The sequence below is a fragment of the Bacillus sp. GZB genome, assembly GCF_001975995.1.
Classification (GTDB): domain Bacteria; phylum Bacillota; class Bacilli; order Bacillales; family Bacillaceae; genus Bacillus; species Bacillus velezensis.
Genome location: NZ_MTQG01000010.1, coordinates 632,802 through 652,535, shown reverse-complemented (window position 1 = coordinate 652,535; position 19,734 = coordinate 632,802). Strand labels below are relative to the sequence as shown.

General features: G+C 43.4%; 3 protein-coding genes. All 3 read right to left on the bottom strand.

Annotation, left to right across the window (positions count from 1 at the left end; translation table 11 throughout):
- Positions 1 to 27: 27 nt before the first annotated feature.
- From BXO87_RS03625 to fabD, 3 genes are read right to left on the bottom strand one after another with little or no spacing between them, the layout of a single operon-like run.
- Positions 28 to 4,791 carry a type I polyketide synthase gene (locus BXO87_RS03625; RefSeq protein ID WP_038457880.1) on the bottom strand — a complete coding sequence of 1,588 codons (4,764 nt, stop codon included), beginning with the start codon at positions 4,789 to 4,791 and terminating at the stop codon, positions 28 to 30.
- Complete coding sequence (locus BXO87_RS03620) at positions 4,791 to 17,048, bottom strand: SDR family NAD(P)-dependent oxidoreductase (protein ID WP_038457878.1); 12,258 nt, start codon at positions 17,046 to 17,048, stop codon at positions 4,791 to 4,793. The genes BXO87_RS03625 and BXO87_RS03620 overlap by 1 nt, the downstream gene beginning before the upstream one ends.
- A gap of 21 nt (positions 17,049 to 17,069) precedes the next feature.
- Positions 17,070 to 19,376: an ACP S-malonyltransferase gene (gene fabD, locus BXO87_RS03615; protein WP_038457876.1), complete on the bottom strand. Its 2,307-nt coding sequence runs from the start codon at positions 19,374 to 19,376 to the stop codon at positions 17,070 to 17,072.
- Between the last annotated feature and the right edge of the window lie 358 nt (positions 19,377 to 19,734).

The following is a 19,734-nucleotide window of genomic DNA, read 5'->3' as shown; positions in this document are numbered from 1 at the left end:
CAAATGGCACTGCCGCAAAATGATAAACTAATCCTGCATACGCTCCAGCGCATAATCTGCTTCCTCCGCAGTCAGTTCGCCCGCTTTTAATTGTCTGAGGAGCTCTTTTACTCTCTCGTTCTTTCCATTGGAATCCGCTGTTGCATGATTCTGTGCCTCCGCGGAAAACGTTTCTTTTTTACGAATGGTTACATCCTTTAAACCTGCAAGTCTCTCTCCGTGTTCATTAAGCAGCTGAATATCGTAAATAAGCTCGGAGTGACCTTTTTGGCCTGTTTTACGCGCATAAGCCCAGCATTCTGCTGAAACTTTTTTCCGAATCGTAATCTCTCCTATTGAAAAAGGAACATAAACAGATGCCTCTTCTCTTCCGTCCGTAATGCCGAACAAAGATTGCAGAGCCCCATCAATTAAAGACGGATGCAATGTATAATTTTCAAGAGCATATGCGGCTTCTTTTGGCAGCAATAAGTGTGCAACCGCTTCCGTTCCGCCGCCCCATAAACGTTGAATCGGCTGAAAAGCGCGCCCATACAGGAACCCGTTTTCCCGAAAATACTCGTAACATTCATCTTGTTCACGGACAAAAGCACTTCTGTTTATCATCTCTTGTCTGTCGATGTTCTCTATATCATCATCACTGTAATGATGATCATAATCTAATTCCCCCGTCACAAATCCAGTCCTTACAGCAGCATCCTCGTCAGGTGACATGTTAAATAATATGCTGCCGTCTTTTACGGAAATGTGAGTGTAAATGGTCAGGCTCTCTTGCAAAAGCATGGCCGGTCTGGCAAATATCACGTTTTTTAAACGAGTGACCTTTTTCTTTCGATATGACCGCGTTCCCGCTGCGCATGCCATTTCAAGAAAAGCAGCTGCCGGGAGAATGCTCTTGTTTTTTACAATGTGGTCTTTTAACCAAATCTCTTTGTCTCTTAATGTCGTTTTAAAAAACTGCTGTTCCAGAGTAGATTCATTCGAATCCAGAAGCGGGTGCAGTGAAGACTGCTGCGGCAATATTTCCGGAAATACTGCACTTTGGCTTCCAGGCACCCAGTAAGACTCCTCAGCAAATGGATATAAAGGAAGCTTGACCTTTTGCGGGGTACATTCTTCATATAACTCTCTCCATTGAATATCAGCCCCGAAAGACCATAATTTTGCAAGAAGATTCAAGTCCTTTGTCTCCATCATCGCCTCGAGGAATTTATCTTTCACCTTTTGATCATGAAAGATAAAGACTTTATCAAAATCTTTCGTAACATTGCCTTTGTATACGCCCTCTCCAATTGTTCCTTCAGTACAGAAAGTTCTCAGTTTCTGCTTAAGTTCCGGCAAATCGGAAGCTACAACAGCAAGTCTGTCTTCCATCGGTTCCCTGCATGTCTGCAATGTAAAAGCGATATCAGCTGCCGAGGCCTTTGTCTCCCGCTCTGTGAATTGCAGAAGGCGCCGGGCGTATTCTATCAGTCTGTCTTCATTTTTGGCAGAGAGAACTGCGGCAAACGGACCGCTGATTGTTTGTGTGTCCGCATGGTTTTGATATTCTTCCACAATGACATGGGCATTTGCTCCTCCCGCTCCGAACGAACTGATTGCTGCTCTCCTGTTGGAGGCGCCTGATTCTTTCCGCCACTCTTCTTCTTTCTGCTGAACGTAAAAAGGCGTCTTTTCAAATCGGATATTTTGGTTCAGCTGTTCCGAGTGAATGGATGGCGCCAATTTCTGGTGCTTAAATTGTAAAAGAACTTTTGTAAGGGCTGCTATACCTGCGGCAGACTCCAAATGTCCGATATTAGACTTCACTGAACCTATGGCGCAAAATTGTTTATCGTCCGTAAATTTCTCAAAAGCTTTTGTCAATCCTGCGATCTCAATCGGATCTCCGAGCGAAGTACCCGTTCCGTGTGCTTCCAAGTAGCTGACGGATCGCGGACTGATGCCCGATTTCTTGAAATTTTCAGCAATCAGCTCAGCTTGTGCATTCGGATTCGGAACCGTAAATCCATTGGTTTTTCCGCCATGATTTACAGATGTTCCTTTAATCACTCCGTATATATGATCCTGATCGGCAATTGCTTTTTCCAGAGGTTTCAACAGGACGGCTCCCGAACCTTCTCCTGGGACATAGCCGTCTCCGCCCTCTCCGAAACTTCTGCACAATCCTTCGGTGGAAACAAAATTACCTTGACTCAGCCAAAGGTATTTGCTGGGGTGTATGGACACATTAACGCCGCCCGCAAGCGCAATTTCACTTTCCCCTCTTTTAATGCTCTCACATGCCAAGTGAATGGCCGTCAGCGATGATGAACACATCGTATCCAGTGCAATGCTCGGGCCGGAGAGATTAAAAAAGTATGAAACCCTGTTCGCAATAGATGAAAAGAAGGAACTGAGCGCAATCGGATTGCCCCGCGCAGTTTCTTCTGCGCCGAATAATTGATATTGTCCGTACATGGCTCCGACAAACACACCGGCTTTCATACCGTTAAGCTTCTCTTTTGTATATCCTGAATCTTCAAACGTATGCCAGGAGGTTTCGAGAAAAATTCGCTCCTGAGGGTCCATCAGCTCAGCTTCTTTATGAGAAATATGGAAAAACAGCGGATCGAATTGATCAACACCGCTGATAAAACCGCCCCACTTACTGTTGATTTTCCCCTTCTCCATTCTGTCGGGACTGTAAATCGATCTGAAATCCCAACGTTCCTCGGGGATTTCAATAATACAGTTTTTCCCTCCGGCAATGTTTTCCCAGAACTCCTCAAGAGTATCGGAATTCGGATATCTTCCGCTCACACCGATAATGGCAATATCCTCACCCGGCTGAACCATGCTCGGTGCAGCTGCAACCCTCTGCTGCCGGTGCTGTTTTTTACTAAGATTTTCTCTTTTCTTCGGCACTCTTGTTACCGGAGCTGCCCCTGCGGCCTTAAGCACTTTTTCTTTAAAAGATGTTAGGAAGAAGTTTGAAAGCTCTTCAATGTTCTGATATTCAAAAAAGATTGTTTTTGGAAGATCCCCGAAAGTATCTTCAAGCTTTGAAATAAGTGACATGATCATAAGTGAGTTGATTCCGAATTTCTCAAAAGAGTCTTTCGCATTTATTTTATGAGCTTGTATTTTCAAGACACCGCTGATGATCTTGATTAAATAGTCATTGACTTTTTCTTTCGCAGCATATTCCTCTTCTTCATCGTGTTCCGCCGTGAGTGTATCTTGATCTGCTGCAGCTGTGTTTCTTTGAATCGAAAGCGCTTTTATCATTTTATCCCGCTCTCCTTCTGCAGGCATTAAGCTGGTAAATGAAGACCGCAGCATTTTCAGAAACGCTTCCAAAACAGAGGAAGTTCGCATCGGCGTCATTCCGTATTTTTCTTTTATTTGGTTGGTTCCATTGCTGTCGAGACTCATCCCGCCATCTTTCAATAACGGCCAATTGATTGATAGTGTTTTTCCGTTTCGGGAGAGCTGAGATCGAAGCATTGCAAAACTGTCCATAAAATGATTTGCGTACGCATAGTCACTTTGGCCGGCATTTCCGTAAGCGGAAAAAGAAGAAAAGAGAACAAAAAAATCAAGATCTTCGTCTTTTGTCAGCTCATCCAGCCAGATTGTTCCGTAAACTTTCGGTTTCAGTACGTCCGTAAAATCACTGAGACTTTTATTTACAAGAAATGAGTCACGAAGGATGCCGGCAGCATGAATGATCCCGTTTATGCTGCCGTACCGCTGTTTAACGCCGAAAATGAATCGCTCTGCCTCTGTTCGATCTGTTATGTCCGTCCGCTGATATTCAACAATAGAGCCGCTCTCATTAAGCTTACTGATCCGTTTTTTTTGATCAGCTGTTAAAACAGAACGGCCTGTAAGTATAATCACGGCTTGGTTTTCTTTAGCGATGTGTTCCGCAAACAGCAGCCCGAGTTTTCCGGCTCCTCCGGTAATGATATATATGCCGCCTTTTTGATACGTTACAGATCCTTTATTGTGTTCCGGAATATCAATATGCTGCAGCCCTTTCACAAAACGGGTATGTGAGTCTATTAAAATCTCACATTCATCCGTTTGAAAGCGCTGCATTTCACTGATTACAGCATCCCATATCTCGGAAACCGGAGGATTTATGTCAGAATGCTCATGGCGAATCTGTATGGTTTTCGCTTTAAGCTTGGAGCTTTCCATGTTTACCGTTTTCATGAAACCTCCGACAGCTTCATGAAACGGCTGATTCAGACCCCTTGTCCAATAAATATGCAATAACGTAACAGGTTCGTTTCTCCGCATTAAAGCTTTTGATAATAAAAAGAGCGAGTTTATCCCTCTGCAAAGAGTTTCATTAACGGATTCTTCAGTGAATTCTCTGATTTCTCCGTTCCATAAATAAAGCACGACATCAGGTGTAAATCCGTTTTCAGCCAAATCAGACAGCAGCATTTCGACATGACTTACATCAGAAGGATTGATTGTGCATCTATTCCGTTCAATTCTATAATCAGAATCGGGCGTTACGAGAATGACACGGTTATGATCTCCATTCATCATCTCGGCATGCTGAAAAAGACGGTTATCCTGATCAAAAATCAGCATATTCCCCGGTGCCTGCTGATTCGGCATATCTATCTTATTTGTCCTTACCCAATCGTTCTTTAAAAAAATGGTTGGGGACGGAGCTTGCTCCGCCTTTTTTTCCATTTGTTCTTTTCTGTAAGTGCGAATTAGCTCCAGTCCTGCATCAGGAGACATTTGCTGTTCTTCAATTAAGGAAAGTATTTGTTTGATCTGCACTATTTTCCCTCCAGCAGCTGATAAACTTGGTCAGCAGAAAGTTCACCGTTTTTCAATTGTTCTAATAAGAAGAGAATTTCCTGATCTTCATTTTTACGTCCTGCGGTTAATTCTCCCCCGGTCACTTTTCTGACAGAAAAGTCTTTCATGCTCACGGCTATTTCGCCGCTCTCGTTAATAAAATCAATGTTATACGTATAAAAACCGGTTTCTCTCACCGAAACATGGCATCGGGCAGTAAGCGCCCTCTTAATGTGAAGCTCTCTAAGTGAATATGGAACAAATAAGCCCTCTTTCTCATTATCTCTTAACAAAAATGCCGCCGCTTGAAAACCGCCGTCAATTAATGAAGGATGGAGTGTAAAATGTGAAAACCCGTTCGCTAAATGAGCCGGAAGCTCCAATTCTGCCATTAACTCCATATCACTGCGGTATACGGCTTTCAACGTTTGAAAACTGCTATGATATGTCAGGCCCATACGACTGAAGCGGTGATAACACTCTTCCCGGCTTATGACCGGCCCACTGCTGCGTTTGAACTTATCAATATCGACATACTCAGGATTGCTGTTTATGTCTCCGAATACTGTTTCACTTCGTGTGCAGATTTGCTGCACGCCATCCGGACCCTCTTTACATATCGTTACGTTCAACTTATCTTGTTTCATGTCCAAGTCGGTATAAATGTGCAGCGTTTTTCCTTTATATAATATAGGTCTGTTCCACATCACGTCTTTTATTTTATATACTTTACTTTCTCCGCTTATTTCCGCACAAACGAGAGCCATTTCAAGCGAAGCGGCTCCTGGCAGCACATAGTCTCCTGAAACAAGATGATCAGTGACGAAAAATTCAGTTCCTGAAATAACAGTTTTAAATGCTTGTTTCTTTAATGTTGAGACATTCTCGCTGATTAATGGGTGAAGACTTTTGCTATTAACCTCGCTTTTGTTCTTTTTCGGAGTAAACCAATAACTCTCTTTTGCAAACGGATAAGTCGGCAGCGGCACTCTATTCAATTTCTTATTGCCGATTGTCTTCCATTCAAACTCGGCTCCATTGGCCCACCATTGTGCGAGCAGCTCCTCTTTTCCGCTTTGAAGAGCCTCCTTAATCATATATTCAGAAACAGCTGTGCGCTCTTCAGTGTTTTCGCTTATAAATACGCCTTTTTGCACCTTGCTGTCATCAAGAAAGCTGACGTATTTATCTCTCAGCTCAGTCAGACTCGCTGCACATACGGCAATTCTTTCGTTCATTGCTTCCCGGCCGTTTTGCAATGTAAATTCCATGTCACTGGCATTCACGGTCATTTCACCGGCAATCACGCGATCCAAGTACTGAAGCATAAGCCGGATATACTCAAGTAATTGATCTTTGGTTTTCGCAGATAAAACAAAAATATGTGTGTTACCGTTGTTTTCCGGCACTTCTTTTTGAGGTTCCCTATATTCCTCTAAAACAATATGTGCGTTCACACCGCCGAATCCGAATGAGCTGACACCTGCTCTCCTCGGCAGATCGTTGTTCTCTTCATCTTTTATCGGATGCCACTTTTGAGCGGTTTCTGTGATATAAAATGGCGTATTTTCCAGTTTGATGTATGGATTGAGTTCTGAAAAATGGGCGAGTCCCGGAAGTTTGCGATATTTAAAAGCCAGTAACACTTTCACCACTCCGGCTATTCCGGCAGCGGTTTCGAGATGGCCGATGTTTGTTTTCACAGACCCGATTCCGCAGCATTTCTGTTTCGCAAAAGGAATGTCCCATTCTTGATATAACGTTTTAAATGCCTTTATGATGCTGTTTACTTCAATCGGATCGCCAAGACTTGTCCCTGTGCCATGCGCTTCTATATATCCCGCAGTGGCAGGGCTGACCCCCGCCTTCCGCCAAGCTTCGGTTAATAAGTCCGCCTGTGCGTTCGGATTCGGAGCTGTCAAAGAATTGGCGCGACCGCCGTGATTTACAGCTGACCCTTTAATCAAACCATATATATGATCACCGTCTGCCTGTGCTTTGCTGAGCGGCTTAAGCAATACTGCAGCCGCCCCTTCACTCCTTACATAGCCGTCAGCGCTTTTATCAAACGTTTTGCACTTTCCGTCTTTGGAAAGCATACCTGCTTTATCAAAAGCTATAAACAGAGTAGGGCTTGTCATAATATGCACACCGCCTGCAATCGCCATTTCAAAATCGCCTCTTTGAATCCCCTCAGCCGCACGATGGAGCGCAACTAACGAACTTGAACAGGCAGTGTCAATCGGTTCGCTCGGACCCGTCAGATTCAGCTGGTAAGAAATACGATTTGCCAATATACAATGATTTAAACCGGTTGCGGTCTGCGCCTGAACAGAGACGCCATTTTCATTCAGACGTTCAGCATAATCCGTTGTGGCGACCCCTGCAAACACCGCGGTTTTCGTCCCTGCCAAATCAGACGGCTTATAGCCCGCATCTTCTATTGTTTTCCATACAGTCTCCATAAAAATTCTTTGCTGGGGATCCATTAATTCTGCTTCGGCGGGAGAAATCCCGAAAAACAACGGATCAAAACTGTCCGCGCCTTTGATAAATCCGCCTTTTTTTATTTTTGTTCTATTGACGTCCCTGATCGGATCGCCGTCAAACTCTTTCCAGTCCCAACGGTCTTCAGGAATGTCTGTAATCATATCCCGCCCTTTTTCAATTCCTTCCCAAAAGTCTTCCAGCGTATCTGTTTGGGGGAAACGGCCGCTTATTCCCACTATTGCAACCGGCTCATTCATATGTCTTTCCTCTTGCCTAGTTTTGTTTTCAGGCTCAGGGGAATGTTCATAGGATTCCGGCGGAGGCGTGCTGTACAATGTTTTTTCGTCAGCTGCAGAAAAAGATTCTGTCTCAGCAAAAAGGATTTCTCCGTATTGCTCGATTACATAATCAGTCAGTTCAGCCAGTGAATTGCATTCAAAGAAAATGGACGGCAATAATTCCGTACCATATTGTTGATTGATTTCATTTCCGAGTCTGGTAAACGTAATAGAATCAAATCCGTACTCGCCGAATGAAGTCTCTTCTTCTATTTCCTTTCTGTCAATCTTTAAAATACTTGACATCATCTTTGCGATGCCCTCAATCAGATTTTCTCTCCTGTCTTTCGCCGCAGATTCATCTGAAGAAAAAGAACCGCAGAGATGAAGCTCTTCGGAATACTCACTCTTTAAAAACTCAAGAAGTTCATTAAAATCAGTAAGACCGAAAAAATCTGACGGCATCATTGATATTCCTAATGTTTCGTTTAATTCGTTGCCCAGCATTGTAAACATAATTGAATCAAATCCGTATTCACTTATCGGCAGTTCAAAATCAAATTCCCGTTCTTCAATTTTTAATACGCCGGTGATGATGCGCGTCAAAGTGCTTTTTAAAGATTCAGTTATTGACAGCTCTTTCGGTTCTTGATTTTCGACGGCGATTGCCGGGTCACTTTTTCCGCTGTCAATCGTTATCATTCGTTCCAGCTTTAATTCATTACCGCTAAATACCATTATTTGATGTTCACACCCTGTCATTGCTTGATCAAATGCTGCAAGGCCTTCCCGTTTTTCCAGAGGCAGCATTCCGAAACGATCATAAAGGAACTTCTCTGAATGAATATCAATTTGCATGCCGCCTTCTTTCCATAAAGGCCAATTAATCGAGACTGTTTTTCCAGGTTTATTTTCCGCCGCTCTCATTTCCGCAAAATAATCCATAAACCGGTTTGCATAAGCATAATCAGTTTGTCCGGCATTCCCGATTATTGCGCTGATAGATGAAAACATAACAAAAAAGTCCAGAGGTTCTCTGTCTGTATACCGGTCAAGCCATATCGTTCCGTAAACCTTGCTGGCCAAGACTGAATCGAGATCCTCTTCACGCTTATTGATGAGTAATGAATCTTTTATCACACCGGCGCTGTGAATAATTCCTTTAACAGGACCTAATTTGTTTTTGACGAGTTTTATCAGGTTATTGACATTTTCCTTATCAGAAATATCGGTTCTTACATAAAAAACTTCTGATCCGTTTTTTTCGAGCTCTTTTACATTGCTTATGGCTTCCTCAGAAAGCTCTGACCTGCCGATAAGGACAAGTTTTATTCTCCCTTTTCGCACAAGATGTCTGGCGAAAATCAGTCCCAGACCGCCTGTTCCTCCTGTAATGAGGTAAACTCCCCCTTCTTTTACTTCCATCTTTTTGGGGGGCTCGGCACTTTCAATTTCTGCAGAGTGCTTTACCTGCCTGATTCCATCTCTGTATCTGATTTCTGAAGTATCATCGCTGATGATTGTTTCTTTCACAAGGTTTTTTAATTCAGGCAGACCGGTGTTCAGCTGCAACTGAATTTCGTCGCTGTGTATTTCAATATTTTTACCAGACAACATAGGATGTTCTAAATGAAGCGACCTAAAAAAGCCGCTGATTGCCATTTGATAAGGTAAGATTTGATTTTCCCTTGTGAAAAATACATGTGATATCAGGATTTTATGTCTTGGGATTGTTGCTAGCAGAGCTTTCGTTACATTGAAAACCGGCAAAACAGCCTCTTCCAGCTTTTCACGAATGTTATGCTCAATTCCCGTTTCAGGGCTCATCCCGATTAAAATGACGCGGTCAATTGTCACTTGTCTTTCTTTAAGAATCGCCAGCAATTTCTGATAGCCTTCAAGATTGACGCTGTTCAATTCAAAGGAATCAGCTTCTTTTTCTTGAAAACTGCCGCCATGGCGGACAAAGATCATGTTCAAGCCGATATCTTTATATGCCTGGCGGATCAGCGGTTCTGATATATCCCGACGGAGTGAAATCACAAGGCAGCTGTTTAAACCGCCGGCTTCAGGCTGATGAAGCAGAGGGGCCCGCTTCCACATATCAGTGTAATATTTAACTGAATGCCGCTCATCTTGAGTCTGCGGTGCAGCCTTTAATGCCTTCAACGCTAAGTTTTTTATTTTAAGACTTACAGATCCGTTTTCATCCATAAATAGTATATGAAACCTTTTGACATCATCATGTTGTCTTTCATCGGCAGCTGTAATGTAAGCATAGCCGTTTGCCGAAGGTGCGTGAAGAATCTCCAGCTCACCTAATTCAAAAGGCAAATATGCGGTGTGATCCCCTTCTTGACCGGACATAAACCCGGTTGTGGATTGAAAAATGCCATCCAATAAACACGGTTCCAGCAGCGTGCCGGATTTTTTATGAATGCTCTCAGGAAGTGATATTCGTGCAAGAACAGCATTTTCATGGATAAACAGCTGTTTTATTACCTGAAAACTGGCTCCATAGTCCAAACCGCTCTGCCGGAAGGTCCTATAACACTCAGCGCCGCTGATTAATCTTTTCTGTCCGGTTAACCAGCTGTCCAATTGAAAATGCTCTGTATGAGAGGCATCTTTATCTCCGCATGTGATAATGTTTCCTTGGCAATGAACTGCCGCTTCAGGTTGCAGATCGGTTTTCACCACAAATCTGCCGTCTTTTTGATTCGGCAGCAGATCTATCATTATCGTCTTTTCTTTTTCAACGGTTATTGGAACCGGCCATACAACCTGACTCAGTTTTATGACTGATTTTCCGTACAGCCTCTCTCCCGCTTCTCTGGCCGCTTCGATGATTGCCGCTCCGGGCAGAACCATATTCCCATGCACAACATGATCTTTTAAATAATATTCAGAATCAGAAAGCGTTTTATAAAATCGGCACTCACCTGCAGAAAAATCAAATAAAGGAGCTGTACCGGCTGCTGATTTTGTTTGCGCCTTATTTGACACCCACAGTCTGTTTTTTAAGAAAGGGTAAGTCGGCAGCGCAATTTTCGCCGGTTTTCTGCCGGTGCGGAAATCTTCCCAGCTTAAATTGCCTCCTGATACCCAGAATTCAGCCATTTCGGCTAATGTGGTTCTGCCGGATTTGAGCGGAAGATCCGATTGCTGCTGTCTGCGTTTATGATTCGGTTTTTTCCCTCTAAATATTTCGTGATCGTCAATTCCATTATAAAAGTGATTTAATTTCAACATCAGATCATCGATATTATTTGAAATGACAGCAAGCCTTTCCGGCATGGCTTCACGCCCTTCAAGAAGGGTATACGCAATATCAGAAAGGTGAAGCGGCTTGTTTGTTCCCGCTTGCTGCAAAAACTCGTCCTGCTTATGACGGGCCTTTTGAAGATATTCCTCCAGCTGTTTTGCCGATTCCCGTAAACTCAGTGAATGCTTGGCTGAGAGTACGATAAGTTCCTCACTTTCCTCACAATCCGTATGACAGTCAGCAGCAGACTCATACTCTTCCACAAGGATATGAGCATTTGCCCCGCCCGCTCCGAAAGAACTTAATCCCGCGCGCCGCGGATATTTGCTGTCAGAATGTTTTTCATTCGCGGGTTTTATCCAGTCGGCGGTTTCCTGCTGAAGACAAAAAGGTGTCTCTTCCAGATAAAGATCCGGATGCACCCGTTCAGCATGCAGTGTTGCGGCTATTTTTTTATACTTCATTTGTAAGATAATCTTTGTCAGGCCGGCAATACCCGCAGCCGCTTCGAGATGACCGATGTTAGATTTAATCGATCCGAGAGAGCAATATGAAACATCTTCGGTATAAGCTCTAAACGCCTTGGTCAGGCCTCGGACTTCAATCGGGTCACCCAGCGGCGTTCCCGTGCCGTGGGCTTCAATAAAGCTGACACTTCTGGCGCTCCAACCGGCCGCTTTAAGAGCTCCTTGAATTAAATCCGCCTGTGCGGCAGGATTAGGCACCGTATAGCCATTCGTCTTTCCGCCGTGATTAATTGCCGTTCCTTTAATGACGGCGTACACAGTATCATTATCACGTACGGCATCTTTAAGCGGTTTAAGAATAACGGCCCCGACACCTTCCCCGGGTACGAAACCGTCGCCGCCTTCTCCAAAACTTCTGCATTTTCCCGATTTTGAAAGCATCCCCATCTGACATCGGTATAAATAGTCAGAAGGATGAAGATACAAATTTACTCCTCCCGCAACCGCAACCGAGCACTCACCCTTTGTTAAACTTTGGCAAGCCATGTGAATTGCCGTTAAGGATGAAGAGCAAGCCGTATCTACAGGGACACTGGGACCCGTAAAGTCAAATGTGTAAGACACTCTGTTCGCGAGAGACCATGGGAACGAATTTGGAAGTACATCATTTTTATCCGTCGGTATTCTTTCGCCGAGCAGCTTGTAGGAATTGGTTGTCACTCCCGCAAATACACCGACATGTTTTTCGGTCTGCTTTCTCAACCCTTCAATGGTATATCCCGAATCTTCAAATGCTTTCCACACGGTTTCAAGAAATATTCGTTCCTGAGGATCCATCGCTTCTGCTTCTCTCGGCGATATTTGGAAAAACAAAGAATCAAATGATTCAGCATTCTTTAAAAATCCGCCCCATTTGCAATAAATTTTCCCCTCATGCGCTTTAGCGGGGTCTGGATCATAGTAGGTCTCATAATTCCATCGTTCTTTCGGAATTTCTGTGATTGCGGTTCTCTCTTTTGATAGAAGCTCCCACAATTCTTCGATATTTTCAGCCCCGGGATAACGGCCGCTGATACCGATTACCGCTATCCCGTCAAGATGTTCTTTTTCCTCCGCCGCAGGTGCAGTGATGTTTTGTTCCGGCCTGGCGGGGGTAATGCTCTGAATCTGTTTTCCTTCTTCCTCCCGTGAAAATAAACGCCCCAGCCGATCCGGATATTCCTTTACAAGATGATCTGCTAAATCTCTGATTGTATGAAATTCAAATAAAAGCGTTTTCGAAATTGCTCCCAGTGACTGCTCCAGCTTTGTGTTGCATTGATGAATCATAACCGAATCCATTCCATATTCAGCCAGATGCACATCTTGATCGATCTCTTCCCGTTCTGCACCGACCTCAGAGGAGATGATATTGGTTAAAAACAAAACTGTCTGATCCAAAATATCGCCTTGAGCCAAAGGAATGGCCCTGCCTGTCTCTGTTTCGTCCGTCAAAAATCGCTGCCGCATAAATTGTTCAAAGCGCTCATGATCACCGCAGACTGCAATATTATGCAGCTGACCCGAAGTCACAATCCGCGAAAACCATTGCGTTCCGTCTTCAGCAGGAAGTTCTTCGAGCCCGGAACCATGAAAAAGAGACGTTCGCCCTTGACCTGACAGGTTCGCCCCCATTCCGATGTCTTGCCATAAAGGCCAATTGATTGTCAGCGTGCGGCCGCTGCGCAGAGAATTTTGCCGTTTCTGTTCCCGATATTCGGCAAAATGATCTAAAAAGCCGTTTGCATATGCATAATCACACTGGCCTTCGTTCCCTGCAATAGAGACGACTGAAGAAAAAACGGCGAAAAAATCCAATTCCAGCGACTTCGTTGCATGATCAAGATTCAATGCGCCATGAACTTTTGGAGCAATCACCTCTGAAAGTTCCTGCTTTGTTTTTCGAAAAAGCAGCGAGTCTCTGATAACTCCTGCACAATGAATGACGCCATGAAGAACTGCATGCTGATCGGTAATACCGTCAATCATTTTTTTTACCGCTTCTTTATCGGATATATTCGCCTGTATATAATAAACCTTTGCTTTAAAGCTGTTCAGGTATTCTAAATGTTTCTGCTTATCTCCGTTTAAAGCAGATCGCCCCGATAGAATAATGGTGGATCTTTCAGTTTTCGCGCAATATTCAGCGACTTTACTGCCAATCCCCCCAAATCCCCCTGTAATTAAATACACTTTATCTTTTTCAGGGTATTGAATGGCCTTTCCGTTTGTTTCTCGCTGCTTTTCTAACATCCGTGCATATCTTACGCAGCCTCTGTACTTGATATAAAGATGCCGATCAGGCGCTGTGTTTATTTCTTTATGAAGAATGGCAGCCTTCTCTGAAAATGAAACGGCTGCAGAATCATGTTCAAAGCAAACCGTCTTACAATGCAGCTGCGGATATTCTTGTTTTACCGATTTTAAAAAACCGTTCACACCTTCAAAATACGGCAATTTTTCTTTTTGATCTGCGCTGAATGTATAAATGAACGTTACTTTGTTTATAAGGTTCTCGCTGATTAAAGCCTTAGTCAGATAAAACACGGAATAAATTCCTGATTCGAGTGTTTCTTCCAGTTCAGGCCGTTTTTCAGACCACGTATGCAAAATTGCATCAGGCGCTGCGCCTTTTTCTTTTAACAGACGAATGACACTTTGATAATCATCGGGACGCTGCCTGTTGATCGTGAAAACACTGTCGCTTATCTGCTCTAAACGCTCACCGGGCATAATAAGATATGCGGACGTATTCTCTCTTTTTTTCAGCTCTTCAAAATAGTCTTTGTTACCGGAGAACAACAAAATAGTACAGGCTTGTCCGCTGTCCGCTTCATTCTCAAGTGCGGTTTCTTTCCATACCGGCGTATAAAGTGCCTGATTCTTCTTTTCTGAAAAAGCCGCGTCTGATTTTACCTGCTGAGGGTTTAAAGAAAATTGAGAGCGCTCAAACGGATAAGGCGGAAGCGGGGCTTTTCTTTTATGATAGTCACCTAGTTTCGCCCATTCAATCTCTTCTCCTGAAAGCCACATTTGCATAAATGAATGATAAAGAGCCTCATCAGCTGGTTTGTCCGCTTCAAAAGCAGCCGCTTTGTTTAGTTTTGCTGATGGAGGGAGCGATCCGAATTGAAAAACTGAAAAATCAGAAACATCCACATCCGGCTCCGTTCCCTTTTCTTCCGTGTGAAGCGGCATATGATCAGCTATCTCCTGAGACACGGCATCCATTTGATTGTATTCTGTCATCAACGGAAAACGAGTTTTATCATAAAAACCTGCCGGCTGCTCATTAATACAAGCAACAGCCTGTTTAATTCCGTCTTGCTTTTTCAATAACATGCTCAGAAAAAGTTCTTTAGACAAGATTCCTTCATCAAGTAAATTTAATATTTCCAGAACATAATCATTATTAAAGAATCCATCATAATCTGTTAAATCCCATCTCTTATACAGTCTTCTCATAGAGGCAAGGATAGCCATGATCGCCGCTTCCTCATCAGCCGGCAATGCATTTCTTTTATCCGCCGTGCGATTCACAATATAAGATAAAATCTCGATTTCCTGAGTCTTCCCCGCTTTATCCCACTCTTCTAAAAACCCTTTAAACGTATATTGGTGCTCAAGAAGCAGCCGTGTTTTCCCGTACAGGCGGTCTGTAAAATCAGCCGGGAAGCTCAGACCGTTCAGCAGCATCCTTACATAATCTTCATTTAATCGAACCGGCGGGTACGTTTTTGAAGTGTACGGATTGACAAATGGAATGGACGGCGGCTTACAGGATATGTGCGAAGGTTTTTCAGCGCCTGTGATTACAGAAATGGCCTTTTCAATTTTGATGATATCCGCTGCTGCAAGAGCGACGTAATATCCGTCTCCGGCGCCTGTAATGAGGCTTGGCTTAAAACCGGATGCCAGGATACTTTTTATGATTTCCGTATTGATAACTAAAGAATACAAGCGGATTTTCTCAGGTGTCCATTTTCTTTTAAATGAACTGTGCAATGTTGGTATATCTTTCAGCACCGACCTTACGTTCTTTTCTAAATCAGGGAATACCCGTTTCAAAACGGCAAATTGTTTATAACTTTCCCATTTGAAGTCACCGATGGCAAGCGCCCATTCAGAATCTTGTTTCCTCCGAAAACTTAATCCCTCTTTAAGCTGATTTTTAAATTCCTCCTTGCTGCCTGCCAATAAACCAGCCCTGTAATCAAACGATGTCCTCCCCGTTAAAAGGGTGCTGCTGATCACTTCATTTGATATTTTGCAAAATTCCTCAGAATCGTCAGCAAAGGTTCTCCAATGATGTATCATTTGTTTCATGCTTTCTTCACTTTTAGCGGAAAAAAGGAAGGGTACCCTTCCTTTTCTGTCAGATTCGTCTTTTGTATGTATAAATTCTTCGATGATGACGTGAGAGTTAACACCCCCAAAACCGAAGGAGCTGATTCCCGCCCTGAGCGGAGCCCCGTCTGCCGCCTTCCAATCACTTGAATCAAGCGCCGGCCTAAACGGTGTTTTTTCAAACTGTATAATTGGATTTACCGTATGTACATTCAGGCTTTTCGGCACCCTCCGGTGTTTCATCATCATTAGAACTTTTATCAATCCGGCCATTCCAGCTGCTGCTTCTGTATGACCGATATTTGTTTTCACACTTCCGATCCTGCAATATTGAGTATCCTCAGTATATTGCCGATACGCTTTTGTCAATGCTTCTATTTCTATCGGATCGCCCAGAGATGTACCTGTGCCATGTGCTTCTACATAAGAAACCGTCGCAGCATCGACAGCAGCGTTGTATAAAGCTTCTGAGATGACCCGGCACTGCGCTTCTGCTCTGGGAGCGGTTATGGAACGGGTTTTACCGCCATGATTAACAGCTGTCCCTTTTATGATCCCGTATATATGGTGACCGGCTTTTACTGCATCACCAAGGCGCTGCAGCAATACAACGCCTGCCCCTTCTCCGGGAACGTACCCATTCGCCGCTGCGTCAAAAGTTTTACATTTGCCGTCAGGACTCAGCATTCTGGCTTTAGAAAAAGAAATATATTTTCCGGGTTGGAAATTCAAGTTTACTCCCGATGCGATTGCATAATCGCTTTCTTTTGTCCGCAATGACTTAACCGCTTCATGTAAAGCAACAAGCGACGATGCACAAGCGGCATTTACAGACATGCTTTTTCCGGTCAAACCGAATGTGTATGAAAGCCGGTTGGAAAGCATAGCTTCGAAACTTCCTAAACAGGCATAACTGTCGATTTCCGATTCAGCATGACCTGTCTGCCGGTAGTCAGAATTCATAATACCCGCAAAAACAGAAGTGGTTTTACGCTGGAGATCCTGTAAAGAAACCCCGGAATCTTCGATGCACCGCCAAGTTTCTTCTAAAAGGATTCTTTGCTCAGGATCCATGTTTTTCGCTTCCCGGGGAGAGATATTAAAAAACTTATGGTCGAAATGGTCAGCTTTATGAATAAAACCTCCCCACTTGCTGATTGTTTTGTTCGGTATACTGATATCAGCTGAATAATAAAGTTCGGGATCCCACCGTTCAATCGGCACTTCCCGGATGGAATCTTTGCCGCTATTTATGTTTTCCCAGAATTCATGATAATGATCTGCATCGGGGAATCTGCAAGCAACCCCGATTATCGCGATATCCGCATTCTGTTTATTCAAATGAACCATTGGCCTCCACCCGCCTCTTCTTTAGTGTAGAAATAACGTATCCAATCTGCGCCTTAGCAGACTTTCGGTCTCATTCATCAATTTTTCACCAATGTCATCGACATGTCTGTTTCTCCATGATTCCAAATCCGTGCCCTTTACCCAATGATTAAAAGCGCCTAAAGACGGGCCGCAATGAACTTGGAAATTCACCTTTTGTTCTTCCTTCCCTTCCAAAGCAAGCAGACATCCTCTTTGCAAATACCACTTAAATAGTAACAGCATCTTATATTTTTGATTGCGCTCAGCTTTTTGGGCCAGGTTCGGCTGTTTATCTATTATGCTTTCGTAGATTTCATCAAAAGTCTTGTTAAAATAATCATTTTCGAGCTGAATCTTTGTCTTTTCATCTATCTCACTCAAAGACTCATATTGTTGGTAGATTTGAAATAATTTATTTGCCCTGACCGGAAACAGCGTGCCCTTTTTCAGCACCTGAACCTTTGTTCCGAACTCAAACAGAGTCTCCGAAGGCGCATAAGCAGTATCGCATATTCCTGTCTCACTCAGCATTTCTTTAATAAAACCGCTTGTTTCGGCTTCAACTGTACATTGATTAATGGATCCCGTCATAATAAAATCAGCGCCCATTAAAAAAGCAGACGCCGCAGACTCGGGAGTCCCGATTCCTCCCGCAGCCCCGATCCTTATCTTCCTTGCGTATTTGTGTGTTTCCATCATCTCATCCCGCAGGTTAACAAAAAACGGCAGCATCGCCGTCAATGAGCCCTGTTCAGTATTACTTCCGCAATCTGCTTCAATAATGATATCGTCTGCTGCCGGAATACGGCTGAGCCACCCCGCCTGCTCTTCCGTCAGCATACCGTGCTGACACATTCTCTTTACGATACTTTGAGGAGGCGGACTCAGAAATGCGGCCGCAACTTCCGGCCGTGAAACTTTGGCAATGATCCGATTATGAGGTATAACCCTGCCGCTTTTGTCTATCTTCAACTGATGCGCCTTGTAATAAATTAATGGTGCGCTGACGGAAAGATACGAAGACGCTTCTATTACTCGTACGTCATGCTTGATATATAAATCTATCAATTCCTTTTCTCTATCTTGATGATCCGGCTCAAATCGCAGATTCATTCCGTAGGGCTGGCCATTTTTGAGTGTCTTCTTAATAGAAATAAGGGCCTGTTCAATTTCCCTTATAGGTAAACCCGCTGTGCCAAAGAACCCCAGCATTCCTTTCTTCCCGAGGCGGATCAGCATTTCAGCGGAAGAGATCCCTCTATGCATCGCACCTGCCAAATACGCGTATGTCAAACCGTAATCTTCTTTGAAAGATTGATCACCCAATCGGGACACCGGTGAAGCTGCACCGCTCTCTATATTTTCGGCCAAGAGGCTATGCTCTTTCCCGCTTTCCGAATTGTCCTTGTTCCATTCAGAAAAAAAGAGACTGTCTTCCGGCGCATTGATAGTAAGCGGTTCCTCATCTCTTTGTATGGTTTGAATTAATTTAGTCAGAATGTTGCCGGGACCGATCTCTTCAAACACAGTTACGCCTTGTCCCATTAGATACCTGATGCTTTCAGTCCATTTCACCGAGTTTGTTATTTGTTCAATTAAATTCCGTTTGATATCTTCTTGTTTATAAGGTCTTGCCGTATAGTTAGAGATGACCGGGAAATTCAATTCAGAAAAATGAAACTCCCCGATAAATTCTGCAAATTCACGCTGTGCACTTTCCATGAAACGAGAATGAAAAGCTCCGCCGACTTGCAATACGATATAAGCTTTCGCCCCTTCTTTTTCAAAAAAAGAGGCTGCCCGCTTTATCTCATCTGCAGCCCCTGCTATCACAATTTGTGAAGATGTGTTGTAATTGGCGATATCTATTTGGCCGAATTCATACTTCTGAAGTATTTTTTTTATGTGATGCTCATCCAGTCCGATCACGGCAGCCATTCCGCCCTCGGAAGCCTCACTCATTAACTCGCCTCTTTTAGCAACCAGCCGGAGACCTGTTTCAAAATTAAAAACGCCGGCCGCAAAAAGCGCAGTATATTCACCCAGACTATGTCCTGCCACAGCATCAGGGCGTGTATGACCTTCTTTTAAACCCTTTAAATATTGCAGTGCGCTCACTGTATAAATTGCAGGTTGTGTATACTTCGTATCAGTCAGCCTCTCTTTTTCATCTGAAAGGCATAAATCCTTTATGGAGTATCCTAAAATATGATCTGCCTTTTTAATGAGCTCACTGAATTCATCGAATAAGTCTCTGCCCATTCCTTTAAACTGCGCTCCCTGTCCGGGAAAGACGTAAGCAAGCATTTGTTTTCCTCCTGTTCCGTATTTCTGCCGTTTCTTTTCGTTCCGATTTGATTAACGTTTTTCACTTCAATTTTAAAATTGTCGTTTACTCTCAGCACCCTTACTTAATAAGCATTATTAAGCAAAATAAAAAAACCTTTATGCCGGATAAAGGTTTAAAAGCAAAAAGCATGTACAAATATCATATTGCCGCAAATATAAATAGATAGAATTTTCTGATAATTAAAATCACATTTTCATTCTGTTTTATATATATCAATATAATAAAAACATTCCAACGTGCCGAAACAACGATTGGTTTTATGTGAATATTTCCCTAAATAAATACTATACCATGATTTACTTGTTGTCAATGGGA

What these genes read in the sequence shown, in the direction of transcription:
- BXO87_RS03620 (WP_038457878.1), bottom strand. Translation starts at nt 17,048, where the DNA reads ATGGTTCATTTGAATAAACAGAATGCGGATATCGCGATAATCGGGGTT.
- fabD (WP_038457876.1), bottom strand. Translation starts at nt 19,376, where the DNA reads ATGCTTGCTTACGTCTTTCCCGGACAGGGAGCGCAGTTTAAAGGAATG.